This window comes from Chryseobacterium indologenes (genome assembly GCF_018362995.1).
Taxonomy (GTDB): domain Bacteria; phylum Bacteroidota; class Bacteroidia; order Flavobacteriales; family Weeksellaceae; genus Chryseobacterium; species Chryseobacterium indologenes_G.
In genome coordinates this window covers 4,431,888-4,444,857 of the sequence record NZ_CP074372.1, presented here as the reverse complement: position 1 = coordinate 4,444,857, position 12,970 = coordinate 4,431,888, and the positions used below count along the sequence as shown (strand labels likewise).

Below are 12,970 nucleotides of genomic sequence, written 5' to 3'. Positions count from 1 at the left end.
AAAGGTACAAAAAATAGGAACACTTCATTTCCAGCAGGATATGATATTCCTCACCTGAATAAAAACAGTATTCCCACAAATTTCACAAATACAGCGGATTAAATCTGTGCTTTCTGCGAAATATGTGGGAATAATCTATTCTTTATTTTTATTAAATATCCGCAACGGAATTGAGCATTTTCTGTTCCCATTCCGGATCTTTAGGATCAAAGAATAATCTTTTTCCTGTATCCAAAGAACGAACGACATTCATTTCATCTTCTGTCAGCTCAAAATCAAATACATTAAAGTTTTCTTCAATTCTTGACGGGGTCACAGATTTCGGGATCACTACGAATCCTTCCTGAAGGTGCCATCTTAAAATTACCTGAGCTACGGTCTTACCATATTTTTCAGCGATTGCTTTCAGATCAGGATTGCTTAAAAGGTTGGCATTACCGTTTCCAAGCGGGCTCCATGGCTGAGTTACAATATTATTTTCTCTGTCGTATATCTGCAGTTCTTTCTGCTGGAATACCGGATGCAGCTCAATCTGATTAATCACCGGTAACACTGTTGAATTAGCTTTTAATTCTTCCAGTTTCTCAACGGTAAAATTACATACCCCAATAGCTTTGATCTTTCCTTCCTTGTATAATTCTTCCAAAGCCTTCCACGTTCCCAGGAAATCTCCATAAGGCCAGTGGATCAGATACATATCCAGATAATCCATCTGTAATCTGTCCAATGTTCTCTGAAAAGCACTTTTAGCCTTTTCATACCCATGATCCTGAACCCATACTTTTGACGTGATAAACAGTTCATCCCTGTCTACTCCGCTATTTTTCACCCCGGCACCTACAGCGGTTTCATTCTGATAAATAGCAGCAGTATCAATCATTCTATATCCTGTTTGAATAGCTTTGATTACTGCATTCTCACATTCTTTCAGGTCTTCCATCTGCCATACTCCAAAGCCTAAAGCCGGAATATCCACTCCGTTATTTAAGGTTACCACAGGCTGCCCTGTATAGGTTTTCTTTTGCATAAGTCTTTATTTTAGTTATTAATATAAAGTGATAAACAAATTTGCAACAAAAAATTGAAAATTCTGCCTACCAATTTTACTGTTCTTGTTAAAAAATTGTTATGTAATTGCAGTTTTGAGTTGCCAGTTGCTAGTTGCTAGTTGCTAGTTGCTAGTTGCTAGTTGCTAGTTGCTAGTTGCTAGTTGCTAGTTGCTAGTTGCTAGTTGCTAGTTGCAAATTTACTTCTCCCTCTGGCATCCATCGCTATTTTCTCTATTTTTGCTTAAAATTTAAAAATCATGTCACAAAATATCAGATTGGCTGCAGCAGAGGATTATCCGAGAATTATGGAAATCTGGGAGTCAGCCGTAAAGGCAACCCACGATTTCCTGGCTGAAGAGGATTTCAATTATTTTAAAGGAGCCATTCCAAGAGATTATCTTCCTAATCTGGAAGTTTATTTAATTATAGAAAACAATGACACTAAAGGCTTTGCTGCCGTAGCAGAAGGGAATCTTGAAATGCTCTTCATTCATGATGATGCCCGTGGGAAAGGATATGGAAAAGCCCTTTATCAGTTTATGAAAGAAAAGACCGGATTGACCAAAGTGGATGTGAATGAACAGAATCCACAAGCGATTGGATTTTATGAAAAAATGGGGTTCAGAAAAATCAGAAGATCAGAAAAAGATGGTTCAGGAAAAGATTACCCACTTATTCATATGAGTCTTTAAATGGAAAATTTTACATTGAGTTTATTAAATCCGGATGCGGAAATTCCTTATCATTTGTTGCTGTTGGCGGATGAAACCCGAGAAGCTATTGATCGGTATATTTTCAATTCCGACATTTATCTTTTACATGACCGCACCGAAAATATTGCGGTGATGGCATTGTATAAAAACAGCAATACAGAACTGGAAATTAAAAATATTGCAGTCATTGAAAGCTATAGAAGTAAAGGAATCGGAAGTATTCTGATGAATAAAGCTAAAGAAATTGCCAAAGAAAATCATTATAAAACACTGACCGTTGGAACATCCGATACCGGATTCCAACAGATCAGATTTTATGAGAAAAATGGTTTCATTAAAAGCGGAGTCCTGAAAGATTTTTTTATTGAAAATTATCCGGATCCGATATATGAAAATGGTTTACAAATGCGCGATATGGTTGTATTAAGCCATCACCTGACGGAATAAGCCTTTGATATGCTCTATTTCAGTCTGATAATTGGTTTTCTTACGGCATCCGAAATACAACGTGTTTTCCAGCTTCTTTTTTCCTTCCCAAATTAGCTGAACTTCCCCACTTTCAAGGTCTTTTTTACACAAAAAATCAGGGATAACGGCTAGTCCTGTTCCACCTTTCAAACAACGGATGATTGAATTCAGATTAGGAACAATATAATTCGGACGGAAATTAGGTTTATGACCAAAGTTCAAGGTCCAGAACTGGAAAAGGTGTTCCATATCTCCGGTGGTTCCGTACCATTTTTCATTCTTCAGCCATTCCTCGATCTGCTCTGCATCTTTTGTTTTCAAAACTTTATTGAAAGCTGCTGTATCCACATCTTTTCCACCCACCAAAATGATTTGTTCAGAAGAGAAAGCTTCATGTTCTATATTGGGTGAAGACCCTTTTTTCGGAGTGATGATAAGATCCAGAATTCCTTTATCCAGCTGATCCAGCATTTCCGGGTATTCTCCAAAACTGATAATCAGATTAAAAGGCAGTGAAGAAACATATTGCTCCAACGTCGTCTGAAAAGTTTCAAAACACATTCCGACACTGATGGTAGGCGTATGTTTCTCTGTAGATTTTTGAAAGTTTTTCTCTACATCTTCCAGTTTGGTAATAGGCTCAGCAACGGCATTAAATAATACTTTCCCACGTTCTGTCGGGATCATTTTTCTACCGGTTCTGTCGAATAGTTTGTATCCTACATAAGCTTCCAGAGAGCTTAAATGCAGACTCACTCCCGGCTGTGATATGAATAAAGCATCAGCAGCACCCGTCAATGTCCCGGTTTTATATATCGCCTTAAAAGTACGATACCATTCTAAATTGACCATGATTTAATTATTAATATTCTGATACAAAGTTACAAAATAATTATAATATTAATACATTTTCATTTTTAAGAAATAATGCATAATAATCCGGAATTCCGCTTTCCTTTATCTGACGGACCGTTTCATCAATCGGATAAGGTATTTGAATAATTTCCGGAGTAATTTTCTCTTCGTCTAAAGTCAGCACCAAATAAGAAGCCAGTCTGTTTTCTTCTTTAGAGCGCCCCACGGAACCACAATTAATGGCCCATGTGTTATTTTCAAATTGTTTTTTAAAAGATAAATGGGTGTGTCCCATGACAATGACGTCAGATTGAGCATCTTCCAGCATTCTTATAAAAATCTCATCCTCTTCTGATTCATACAAATAAGTGTCATTGCTTGATAGGCTGGAATGAACCAACTGAATATTCCAGTGTTTCTTCCCTACTTTATAATTTAATTTTAAATGAAAAGGCAGTTCTGATAAAAACTTTTTATTCTCCTTTGTAATATGTTTTTTAGAATGATCAATCGCTATAAATCTTGCTTCAGTCTCTTCTTCAGAATGTTTGGATAAAGGAACAACAGGAAAATCAAAAGCAATTCTTTCATCATGATTTCCCATTAGACAAAGAATATTGAGACTTCTCATCTTTTCTATTACCTCATTTCCCCAGGGCGCAAAATCTATGAGATCACCAAGGCAGAATTTATGTTGAATTCCTCTTGCTTTTATATCCTTCAACACCGAATCTAATGCGGGAAGATTCCCATGCACATCACTAAAGATTGCAATCTGTATCATATCCATTCTATTTATCATAACAAATTTACAAGAGAGCTGTGAGATCAGGATCAACAGAACGCATGACATTTCACCATGAAAAGAAGATTCGTCAATTCTCAATTTTTGCTTCGCAAAGCCAATGGTGAATGATTAACTCCTGATTAAAATAACCTCGAAACTCACAACCCGAATCAAAAAACAAAACTATCATTTAAATAATAACTACCTATAATTTATATTATTTTTATTATACAAACATGCATCCTAACTTTGCAGAGTAAAATTTAAACAATCATAAAAAAATGAAAAAAGTACTAATCATCAACGGAGGACAGAATTTTGGACATTCCGGAGGAAAATATAATCAGACTATTGCAGAAAATACATTAGCAGCTCTTAAAGAATTTGACAATGTAGAAGTAAAGATCACTAATGTAAGTGAAAATTATGATAAACATGAAGAAGTACAAAAATTTGTCTGGGCAGATTACATTATTTACCATACTCCGATCTGGTGGTTCCAGCTTCCGAACGGATTGAAAAAATATATTGATGAAGTTTTCACAGCAGGTCATGCAAAAGGAATTTATATGAGTGACGGAAGAAAGGCTGAGAATCCTGAAATCAACTATGGTACGGGAGGAATGCTTGGCGGAAGAAAATATATGCTGACCACAAGCTGGAATGCTCCTGCAACCGCTTTCACGCTTCCCGGAGAATTTTTCAGTGAAAAAAGTGTAGATGATGGACCATTATTTGGTTTCCATAGAATGAATGCTTTTGTCTCACTGGAGAAAATGGAAAGTTTCCATTTCCATGATGTGGAGAAAAATGCCAATGTAGAGCGCGACATGAAACTTTACAGAGAACATGTAAGAAACGTATTTGAAAAAGAATTAAAACCAGAATTAGTATCATGAAAAAAATACTGATCACAGGTATTACCGGCTATATTGGCGGAACTATCGCAAAAAAACTGCTTGACAGAAATTATGAAGTAACCGGATTAGTTCGTAACGAAGCTCACGTACAGGAACTGGAGTCATTGGGAATAAAAACCATTGTAGGGAATATTCACAATGAAGATGTAATAAAAACAGCTGTTGATAGCGTTGATGCAGTCATCCACAATGCTGATTCTGCAGATGACGCTTACGCTGTGGATAATTTCATCAAAGCAATGGAAGGAAGTCATAAGACGTTCATATTTACTTCCGGATCCGCAATTTTCGGAGGTAAAGAAAATGGTAAAAGAAGTGATTTTGTGTATACTGAAGATTTTCCTCTGACTCCAAGACTGGAAATGGCATCAAGAGTTCTTATCAACAATTATGTTCTTCAGTCTGTTCAAAAAGATATAAGAAGTATCGTTATTGTTCCCACCATGGTTTACGGGGAAGGTCTGGGAATAAAAAAAGACAGCATTCAGATTCCGGCATTGGTCAATTTTTCTCAAAAAAAAGGGCACGGTGTTTATTTTGGAGAAGGTGAAAACATCTGGTCTAACCTACATATTGAAGATTTGGCAGATCTGTATGTACTCGCCTTGGAAAAAGCAAAAGAAGGCTCTATCTATTATGCAGAAAATGGTGCTTCATCTTTAAGAAACATTGCAGAAATCATCAGTAAAAAATATAATCTGGAACCGGCACAGTCTTTAAGTATACAGGATGCCGTTGATAATTTCGGTCCTGCGGGCGGCTATTTCGGTTTTGCATCCAACAGTATATGCAGCGCAGACAAAGCCAGCGCAGAACTGGAATGGAAACCCATCTATAACTCAATTGAAAATTTTATTTAATATGAAAATTCATCTTACAGCAATTATAAAAGCCAAAGAAGAACATCAGGCAGAAGTATTGGAAGTTCTTCAGAATATGGTAAAAGAAACAAGAAAAGAAGAAGCATGTGAGCTTTACAGCCTTCATCAGGGAATTGAAGACAAAAACGAATTTGTTTTCTACGAAGTCTGGAAAAGTAAAGAAGGTCTGGATCAGCACAACCAGCAAGCTTACATCCAGGCTTTCGGGGCTTTAGTGGATGAAAAGCTACAGGAAAAACCACAGATTTATACCACCAATATTATTTAATCATGAAAAAATTAGCATTTCTAATGCTTGCGGTCTTTACCATAGGATTCGTACAGGCACAAACCAAAAAATCAAAAAATATGAAAAAGAAAATCTTATTCGTTGTAACCAGCCACGATAAAAAAGGAAGTACTGGTGAAGATACAGGATATTATTTGGGAGAAGTTTCTCACCCATGGGAAGTTCTTCACAAAGCAGGATACGAAATTGACTTTGTAAGTCCGAAAGGCGGAACTCCTCCGGTAGATGGTTTCGATTTGAAAGATCCTGTAAACAAAGAATTCTGGGAAAACAAAGAATACAAGAACAAAATTGATCATTCTATGACACCGTCACAGGTAAATCCGAAAGAGTATTCAACCATCTTTTATGCAGGAGGACACGGAGCAATGTGGGATTTTGCAGACAATAATGAGCTGTCTGATATTGCTGCAAAAATCTACGAAAACGGTGGTATTGTAGCAGGAGTATGCCACGGACCGGCAGGATTGGTGAATATCAAGCTGAATAACGGGAAATACCTTGTAGACGGAAAGAAAATCAATGCTTTTACCAATGAAGAGGAAGCTGAAGTAAAATTAACAGATGTTGTTCCTTTCTTACTGGAAAACAAACTGAAAGAAAGAGGCGCACAATTTGAAAAATCAGGGCTTTGGCAAAACCACGTAGTTACAGATCAGAGAGTGATCACAGGCCAGAATCCTCAATCTGCAAAGAGCGTTGGAGAAGCTATTTTAAAAGAATTAAATAAATAACAAATCATTTTTAACCACAAAAGTCACAAAAGACTTTAAGTTCTTTAAAATCAGAAAAGCTCTTAAAAGTCTCACCATTGAAATGACGGGAATTCCCCTCCACTGGAGGGGTGGCGAAAATTCAAAGAATTTTTGACGGGGTGGTTTACACATAACAATTTTAAAACAAAATGGAATACAGAAAATTAGGAAATACAGATTTAGAATTATCAACAATCACACACGGAGCCTTTGCTATCGGAGGAAATATGTGGGGAGGCAATGAAAAGCAGGATTCTATCAACTCTATTCATGCATCATTAGATCACGGAGTAACTTCTATCGACACGGCGCCTTTTTATGGTTTCGGACTGAGTGAAGAAATGATTGGTGAAGCTATCAAAGGAAAAGACCGTTCAAAAATCCAGCTTTTAACAAAATTCGGATTGGTATGGGACGGAAGCAATAACGGAAAAGGAGAATTTTTCTTTGATGCAGAAGACGAAGGAAAGACTCTTCCTGTTTATAAATTGGCTTCTAAAGAAAACATCATCAAAGAAGTTGAAGAAAGCTTAAAAAGATTAGGGACAGATTATATCGACCTTTTACAACTTCACTGGCCAGACAGCACCACTCCTATTTGTGAGACTATGGAAGCTATGGAACTATTGATTCAACAGGGAAAAATCCGTGCTGCAGGGGTAAGTAACTATAGCGTAGCTCAAATGGAAGAAGCGAACAGAACTTTACAACTTGCCAGCAACCAGGTTTCTTACAGTATGCTGAACCGTGCCATTGAAAGCGACCTTGTTCCTTATTCTTTGGAAAACAATTCAGGAATCATCGTATACAGTCCTATGGAAAGAGGTCTTTTAACCGGTAAATATTTCAAAGAAAACCAATTAAAAGATAACGACCACAGAAACGGATATTTCTCCCAGTTTGATTTGAATAAAGTGAAAACTTTCTTAGAAAAAATTGAACCTCTTGCACAGGAAAAAGGAGCCAGCCTATCTCAACTGGTACTAAGATGGACGACGCTGCAGCCAGCAATCACAGTAGTACTGGCAGGAGCAAGAAATGCCCAGCAAGCCATCGAAAATGCAAAAGCTATGTCTATTGACCTTTCTCAGGAAGAATTGAGCTTCATCAATTCGGCTTTAAGCGAAATATAATATAAAGCTGGAAGAAGAAGGCTGGAAGATGGAAGTTATTGATGTCGGATAATCAATAGATCGGTTTATAATTTAACTTCAACTGTCATTCCGACGAAGGAGGAATCTCTTATTACATGCAGAATAGCGCAATAGAAACCTGCTAATTATAACACACTAATATAACTTCCCCCTTCCCTCTTCCAGCTTCCTTTCTTTTAACCTCAAACCTTATAAAAAATGAAAAATAATCTGATCAAAATGTTCGGGTTAGCCACTCTATTGACTATTAACAGTATTAGTTTAAGTGCTCAAACCCTCGTCAATCCGGAAGACAAATCATGGTATCCTTCTGCTTACGGTGCGCAAGATGAGATTGGAGCAGCCAATCTATTAACACCTGAAGTTGTAAAACAGGCTTTAGGACTGGTAAAACAAGGCAAAACATTAGCACTTGCTGTTCCTATTGATAAAAACCTGCCTGCTTTCAGACACAGAAGTTTCAGTTTATATAATATTCAACCGGGAGAACAAGGTGGAAAAAGCATAGGCCTTAATAAATTCACCTTCAATGACGAGTTAGTAAACGGATGGACCGGAGTGGGAACACAGCTCAACGGTATCGGGCACATTGGTATTGATAATACTTACTACAACGGAAATAAAGCGACTGATTTTGTAACCGTAGAAGGCGTAAAAAAACTGGGCGTTGAAAAAGTACCGCCATTCGTTACACGTGGTGTAGTCCTTGATATGACTGCTCATTATGGAAAATCAATAGTACCCGGCGGAACAGAATTTACGGTAGAAGATATCAAATCCGTTTTAAAGAAGCAGGGACTTACCCTAAGAAAAGGAGATATCATTCTCTTCAATACCGGATGGCTTGAATTGATAGGTAAAGACAACAAACAGTTTTTAGAAACAGAACCGGGCATCGGAATGGATGCCGCAAAATGGCTTGCCGATCAGGGAATCGTAGCTTTTGGCGGTGATACATGGGCTTCTGAAGTCTATCCTAACCCGAAAAGTAAAGAAGAATTCCCCATCAATCAGTTTATGCTGGCGAAAAAAGGAATTTATAACCTGGAACTGATTGACAGTCGCCCATTGGTGAAACAAAAAGTATGGGAATTTCTATTCGTACTGGGACAGCCATTATACGTAGGTTCTACTCAGGTGAATGTAAATCCTGTGGCGATTTATTAATTAAAAAACAGAGTAACAAAGTAATTCCAGTTAAAAAATAAAGCTAGCCTTAGAATTTATTTTAGAATTAATACCCAAACTGTGTTACATTGTCACTTTGAATTTTACATTAAAACGGCCTTTCAGTTTTTGAAAGGCCGTTTTTATAAAAAGTAAATATCCGTAAATTATGCAGGCTTCATTGACTTCATCTTCATCTCTCCGCTCCCGGGCTTAGCTATTTTGCAATCGGAAGATGAGTACTTATTGCAATTCTGTTCCATGCATTGATGGTTACAATAGCCATAATGATCTGAGCGATCTGGCTATCATCGAAGAATTTTTTTGCCTTTTGGAAGGTCTCTTCAGTTAATCCGTTTTGGCTGATCAGCGTAATTTCCTCTGTCATTGCCAAAAGTACCTGCTCTTCTTCTGTAAAGAATTCTTTTGCTTCCGTCCATCCGTTCAGAATAAAAATTCTTTGAAGAGTTTCACCATATTTGATGGCATCTTTGGTGTGCATATCAAGGCAAAAAGCACATTTATTAATCTGTGAAGCTCTGATTTTAATTAATTCCTTCTGAATGTGAGTTAAAGAAATGGTCTGTAAATATCCTTCTAATCCCATCATCGCTTTGTAAGCTGCTGAATCTACTGTTGCAATATTTAATCTTGCGCTCATAATATGTATTATTTTTTGGTTAATTGATCTATACTTAAAGAATAATGTTGCTGAACCGCCAGTAAAAGAGCCGCGGCACTTCCTACCCATACAGAATAGTTGAGTGGAGCTTTAGGTCCTGAAGCAATGGTCATGAATACGGCAAAAATCAACAGCAGAATACTGCTTCCATAGGCTGCAAACTTTGTTTTAAATCCAAAGATCAGCATCAAAGAAAAAAGAATTTCTAAAAAGGTAGCAGCATAGGCTGAAACTGTACTTAAGGCTTCCGGTAAAAAAAATGTCAACTGTCTTGTATATTCTTTAAAACGCTCCATATTTCCCCATGATGAATTTTCTTTGCTCCAAAATCCAAATCGGTCTGCCACTGCAGAAAGCATGGTTACAGCAAGAGCAAGTCTTAAAAATAGCTGCGGAAATTGATTTTTGATATCTGTCATTGTATTGGCTTTTAATAACATGACAAATTTCCGGTTTATGATCCGTAAAAATCTTAAACTGGTTTAAGATCGTAACTTGGCCCTGATTTCACTCAGATATTCAGGTGTAAGATTCAAAAAGGAAGCAATAAGATACTGAGGAATTCTTTGGATAAACCATGGATACAATGTGCTGAAATGCATATAAAGTTCTTCTCTGGACATTTCATACAAATACCGGATTCTACGCTCTGAAGCGGCATACGCTCTTTGGTAGACCATACGGAAATACCGTTCCATTACGGGATGTTTTTTCAACAATTCTTCCTGGCGCTCAAGATCAATTACCAGAATAGAAGAATGTTCCACTGCCTGTATGGAAAAATCTGTTGATATCTGTCTTTCGTAAGCAAATGTATCGGTAATCCACCAGTTTTCAATAGCAAATTCTGTAGTTTGCTCTACACCTTTTTCATTGATAAAGAACTTTCTGAGACATCCTTTCACTACAAAATACATGGTCCGGCAGATCTCTCCTTCCAGCACCAGATTTTGCTTCTTTTTTACATCCAATACCTCGAAAAATGATACAATAGATGCATATTCTTCATCAGTTATGGTAATAAATTTATGTAAATGTGCTTTGAATGGATCCATTGTACAAATTAATACTCAAACTTAACTTTATTTTTTTAGTTTTACAATGAGAAAATATTTATTATGGAAATCGTTGCTAAAATTCTGATCGCTGTTGTAGCACTGGAACACCTTTATATTCTTTGGATGGAAATGTTTGCCTGGGAAACGAAAGGAAAAGAAGTTTTCAAAGCTGCTTTACCTGCAGAAATGTTTAAGCCTACCAAAGGACTCGCTGCCAATCAGGGGCTTTACAATGGTTTTCTGGCTGCCGGACTGATCTGGTCTTTTTTGATTAAAGATCCGCAATGGCAGACCAATGTAGCTTTATTCTTTTTAGGATGTGTAGCTGTAGCGGGAATTTACGGTGCAATTTCAGCCACTAAAAAAATATTCTTCGTACAAGCGCTTCCTGCCATACTAGCAATCATTGCAGTATTACTAAAGTAATTGACCGGATCATCCTGGTAATGTCAATCTTCTCTTAGCTTTGGTGATAAGGGAAAATTGTCATGAAACCTCAATCTAAAAACACTATTGAAAATCAACACATTACAGTTACAAAAATTCATTTAATATAAAATTCGTAAATTTGCACCGTCATAAAAAATTGGTAGACCGTTTTTTTATGCTGGCCTGCATTTTGATGCAAAGTAGGCATTCAAGTTGTTCAGTACACATATCTTTAATTACCTCATCAGTAATTTAATTGTAGAATCTATGTAAGAGATTAATTTCTTTTTACATAATACACTCTTTTTCTAGAGTATAATCTATTGAAATATTTAAAATAAACATAAGGCCTCATGGTTCTTATGCATTATTTTTTTTGTTAAGGCTTTTATCATTAAAAGCTTAGCAAATTATTTTATCCTAACCTCATCAGCAGAACAACTAAAGCTAAACGTATATAATGAATTGGTGTACAGTTTTTTATATCATTTATTAATTCAAAAATTCTGAATATGGAAAAAAATGAAAACAGTAGAAAAGTAAAACTTAAAGTGGAAGATCTGACTATTATTTTTGGCAAAAACAAAGAAAAAGCTCAGGAACTTTTAGACAAAGGCTTTTCCAAAAAGGAAATTCTTGAAAAAACAGGCTGCACCATAGGAATCAATAAAGCCAGTTTTGAGATCTATGAAGGAGAATTCTTTGTCATCATGGGACTATCAGGAAGTGGAAAATCCACATTACTGCGCTGTCTAAACAGACTGAATGAGCCCACCTCAGGAAAAGTATACATCAATGACGATGATATTACCGGTAAAAACAACAAGGAACTTTTGGAAGTGAGAAGAACGGAAATGAGTATGGTGTTTCAGAAATTCGGATTGCTGCCTCATCATACGATTTTAGACAATGCAGGTTTCGGGCTGGAAATCAGAGGAGAAAGTAAAGCTTCCCGCGATGAAAAAGCACAGAAAGCATTAGATATTGTTGGCTTAAATGGTTTCGAAAATCAATATCCTTCCCAACTTTCAGGAGGAATGCAACAGAGAGTTGGATTAGCAAGAGCTTTGGCAAACGATCCTGAAGTACTGCTTATGGATGAGGCTTTCTCCGCACTGGACCCTTTGATAAAATCTGAAATGCAGGATCAGATGCTTGAACTGCAGAATACTTTACAAAAAACCATTGTTTTTATTACCCATGACCTGGATGAGGCCATTAAAATCGGGGACCGTATCGTCATTATGAAAGATGGTGTCATAGAACAAATAGGAACAGCAGAAGATATTTTAACCAATCCTGCCAGCGACTATGTGAAAGCTTTCGTAGAGAAAGTAGACCGTAAAACAATTATCACTGCCAGATCTCTGATGTTTGACAAAGCTACGGTGGTAAGATTCAGAAAAGACGGTCCGGAAGGAGCTTTAAGAAAAATGAGAGCTACCGGATTAGAAAACTTACCTGTGGTAGATTTTCAAAATAAATTTCTGGGCTTTGTTACCCTTAACGATGTGGTCCGCATTGCCAGAAAGAAAGAACCAACTGTAGAATCAATTATCAACAGTAATGTTCCTTCGGTTTATCCTGAAGTTACGGTAGAAGAAATGCTGCCGTTAATTTCTGGAAGTAAATCAGCCATCGCAGTGATTGATGAAGACAACAAATTTTTAGGTCTTGTCACCCAGTTATCTCTTGTCATAGAAGCGACCAAGTTTAACGAAGAAGAAATTATTGAATTAAAAGAAATCGCAAACAACCAATAA

At 36.8% G+C, this 12,970-nt stretch carries 16 protein-coding genes; 10 read left to right on the top strand and 6 right to left on the bottom strand.

The genetic code is table 11. From position 1 onward, the window contains the following. Nucleotides 1-151: 151 nt before the first annotated feature. Complete coding sequence (locus DYR29_RS20235) at nucleotides 152-1,027, bottom strand: aldo/keto reductase (RefSeq protein WP_213278267.1); 876 nt, start codon at nucleotides 1,025-1,027, stop codon at nucleotides 152-154. Nucleotides 1,028-1,306: 279 nt separating this feature from the next. Here DYR29_RS20235 and DYR29_RS20230 point away from each other — a divergent pair, with 279 nt between their 5' ends. Next, the gene (locus DYR29_RS20230; RefSeq protein ID WP_213278266.1) at nucleotides 1,307-1,741 is read left to right on the top strand and encodes a GNAT family N-acetyltransferase; all 435 of its coding nucleotides are present in this window, start codon (nucleotides 1,307-1,309) and stop codon (nucleotides 1,739-1,741) included. Then, nucleotides 1,742-2,209, top strand: coding sequence for a GNAT family N-acetyltransferase (locus DYR29_RS20225; RefSeq protein ID WP_213278265.1), 468 nt, complete (start codon nucleotides 1,742-1,744; stop codon nucleotides 2,207-2,209). Here DYR29_RS20225 and DYR29_RS20220 read toward each other — a convergent pair. Further along, nucleotides 2,186-3,082 (bottom strand): LysR family transcriptional regulator, encoded by an 897-nt coding sequence (locus tag DYR29_RS20220; RefSeq protein ID WP_213278264.1) that lies wholly within the window; start codon nucleotides 3,080-3,082, stop codon nucleotides 2,186-2,188. The genes DYR29_RS20225 and DYR29_RS20220 overlap by 24 nt on opposite strands. Before the next feature lie 40 nt (nucleotides 3,083-3,122). Next, entirely contained in the window at nucleotides 3,123-3,869 is a 747-nt protein-coding gene (locus DYR29_RS20215; protein ID WP_213278263.1) for a metallophosphoesterase family protein, read from the bottom strand. Nucleotides 3,870-4,153: 284 nt separating this feature from the next. On the opposite strand from DYR29_RS20215, the gene DYR29_RS20210 reads away from it, so the two are divergent. The 6 genes from DYR29_RS20210 (at nucleotide 4,154) to DYR29_RS20185 (ending at nucleotide 9,038) form a co-directional block, all read left to right on the top strand. After that, nucleotides 4,154-4,771, top strand: coding sequence for an NAD(P)H-dependent oxidoreductase (locus DYR29_RS20210; RefSeq protein ID WP_047424400.1), 618 nt, complete (start codon nucleotides 4,154-4,156; stop codon nucleotides 4,769-4,771). Further along, nucleotides 4,768-5,652: an NAD-dependent epimerase/dehydratase family protein gene (locus tag DYR29_RS20205; protein ID WP_213278262.1), complete on the top strand. Its 885-nt coding sequence runs from the start codon at nucleotides 4,768-4,770 to the stop codon at nucleotides 5,650-5,652. Before DYR29_RS20210 ends, DYR29_RS20205 begins: the two co-directional genes overlap by 4 nt. A 1-nt stretch (nucleotide 5,653) precedes the next feature. Further along, entirely contained in the window at nucleotides 5,654-5,941 is a 288-nt protein-coding gene (locus DYR29_RS20200) for a putative quinol monooxygenase (protein WP_213278261.1), read from the top strand. A gap of 2 nt (nucleotides 5,942-5,943) precedes the next feature. Beyond that, nucleotides 5,944-6,696, top strand: a complete 753-nt coding sequence (locus DYR29_RS20195) for a type 1 glutamine amidotransferase domain-containing protein (protein ID WP_213278260.1) — start codon at nucleotides 5,944-5,946, stop codon at nucleotides 6,694-6,696. A gap of 170 nt (nucleotides 6,697-6,866) precedes the next feature. Further along, a complete protein-coding gene (locus DYR29_RS20190) occupies nucleotides 6,867-7,850 on the top strand; it encodes an aldo/keto reductase (protein ID WP_213278259.1) in 984 nt (327 codons plus the stop codon). A 219-nt stretch (nucleotides 7,851-8,069) separates the two neighbouring features. Further along, complete coding sequence (locus DYR29_RS20185; RefSeq protein ID WP_213278258.1) at nucleotides 8,070-9,038, top strand: cyclase family protein; 969 nt, start codon at nucleotides 8,070-8,072, stop codon at nucleotides 9,036-9,038. A gap of 217 nt (nucleotides 9,039-9,255) precedes the next feature. Here the strand turns inward: DYR29_RS20185 and DYR29_RS20180 are convergent, their stop codons facing one another. The 3 genes from DYR29_RS20180 to DYR29_RS20170 all read right to left on the bottom strand — a co-directional run bounded on the left by DYR29_RS20180 (nucleotide 9,256) and on the right by DYR29_RS20170 (nucleotide 10,775). Further along, nucleotides 9,256-9,699 carry a carboxymuconolactone decarboxylase family protein gene (locus tag DYR29_RS20180; RefSeq protein WP_213278257.1) on the bottom strand — a complete coding sequence of 148 codons (444 nt, stop codon included), beginning with the start codon at nucleotides 9,697-9,699 and terminating at the stop codon, nucleotides 9,256-9,258. An 8-nt stretch (nucleotides 9,700-9,707) separates the two neighbouring features. Continuing rightward, nucleotides 9,708-10,139 (bottom strand): DoxX family protein, encoded by a 432-nt coding sequence (locus DYR29_RS20175; protein WP_249413546.1) that lies wholly within the window; start codon nucleotides 10,137-10,139, stop codon nucleotides 9,708-9,710. A 63-nt stretch (nucleotides 10,140-10,202) separates the two neighbouring features. Further along, complete coding sequence (locus tag DYR29_RS20170) at nucleotides 10,203-10,775, bottom strand: Crp/Fnr family transcriptional regulator (protein WP_213278255.1); 573 nt, start codon at nucleotides 10,773-10,775, stop codon at nucleotides 10,203-10,205. A gap of 63 nt (nucleotides 10,776-10,838) precedes the next feature. Here DYR29_RS20170 and DYR29_RS20165 point away from each other — a divergent pair, with 63 nt between their 5' ends. Both DYR29_RS20165 and DYR29_RS20160 read left to right on the top strand, forming a co-directional pair. Further along, complete coding sequence (locus DYR29_RS20165) at nucleotides 10,839-11,204, top strand: DUF1304 domain-containing protein (RefSeq protein WP_047429381.1); 366 nt, start codon at nucleotides 10,839-10,841, stop codon at nucleotides 11,202-11,204. A gap of 515 nt (nucleotides 11,205-11,719) precedes the next feature. Beyond that, the gene (locus tag DYR29_RS20160; RefSeq protein WP_213278254.1) at nucleotides 11,720-12,970 is read left to right on the top strand and encodes a quaternary amine ABC transporter ATP-binding protein; all 1,251 of its coding nucleotides are present in this window, start codon (nucleotides 11,720-11,722) and stop codon (nucleotides 12,968-12,970) included.

What these genes read in the sequence shown, in the direction of transcription:
- DYR29_RS20235 (WP_213278267.1), bottom strand. Translation starts at nt 1,027, where the DNA reads ATGCAAAAGAAAACCTATACAGGGCAGCCTGTGGTAACCTTAAATAAC.
- DYR29_RS20230 (WP_213278266.1), top strand. Translation starts at nt 1,307, where the DNA reads ATGTCACAAAATATCAGATTGGCTGCAGCAGAGGATTATCCGAGAATT.
- DYR29_RS20225 (WP_213278265.1), top strand. Translation starts at nt 1,742, where the DNA reads ATGGAAAATTTTACATTGAGTTTATTAAATCCGGATGCGGAAATTCCT.
- DYR29_RS20220 (WP_213278264.1), bottom strand. Translation starts at nt 3,082, where the DNA reads ATGGTCAATTTAGAATGGTATCGTACTTTTAAGGCGATATATAAAACC.
- DYR29_RS20215 (WP_213278263.1), bottom strand. Translation starts at nt 3,869, where the DNA reads ATGATACAGATTGCAATCTTTAGTGATGTGCATGGGAATCTTCCCGCA.
- DYR29_RS20210 (WP_047424400.1), top strand. Translation starts at nt 4,154, where the DNA reads ATGAAAAAAGTACTAATCATCAACGGAGGACAGAATTTTGGACATTCC.
- DYR29_RS20205 (WP_213278262.1), top strand. Translation starts at nt 4,768, where the DNA reads ATGAAAAAAATACTGATCACAGGTATTACCGGCTATATTGGCGGAACT.
- DYR29_RS20200 (WP_213278261.1), top strand. Translation starts at nt 5,654, where the DNA reads ATGAAAATTCATCTTACAGCAATTATAAAAGCCAAAGAAGAACATCAG.
- DYR29_RS20195 (WP_213278260.1), top strand. Translation starts at nt 5,944, where the DNA reads ATGAAAAAATTAGCATTTCTAATGCTTGCGGTCTTTACCATAGGATTC.
- DYR29_RS20190 (WP_213278259.1), top strand. Translation starts at nt 6,867, where the DNA reads ATGGAATACAGAAAATTAGGAAATACAGATTTAGAATTATCAACAATC.
- DYR29_RS20185 (WP_213278258.1), top strand. Translation starts at nt 8,070, where the DNA reads ATGAAAAATAATCTGATCAAAATGTTCGGGTTAGCCACTCTATTGACT.
- DYR29_RS20180 (WP_213278257.1), bottom strand. Translation starts at nt 9,699, where the DNA reads ATGAGCGCAAGATTAAATATTGCAACAGTAGATTCAGCAGCTTACAAA.
- DYR29_RS20175 (WP_249413546.1), bottom strand. Translation starts at nt 10,139, where the DNA reads ATGACAGATATCAAAAATCAATTTCCGCAGCTATTTTTAAGACTTGCT.
- DYR29_RS20170 (WP_213278255.1), bottom strand. Translation starts at nt 10,775, where the DNA reads ATGGATCCATTCAAAGCACATTTACATAAATTTATTACCATAACTGAT.
- DYR29_RS20165 (WP_047429381.1), top strand. Translation starts at nt 10,839, where the DNA reads ATGGAAATCGTTGCTAAAATTCTGATCGCTGTTGTAGCACTGGAACAC.
- DYR29_RS20160 (WP_213278254.1), top strand. Translation starts at nt 11,720, where the DNA reads ATGGAAAAAAATGAAAACAGTAGAAAAGTAAAACTTAAAGTGGAAGAT.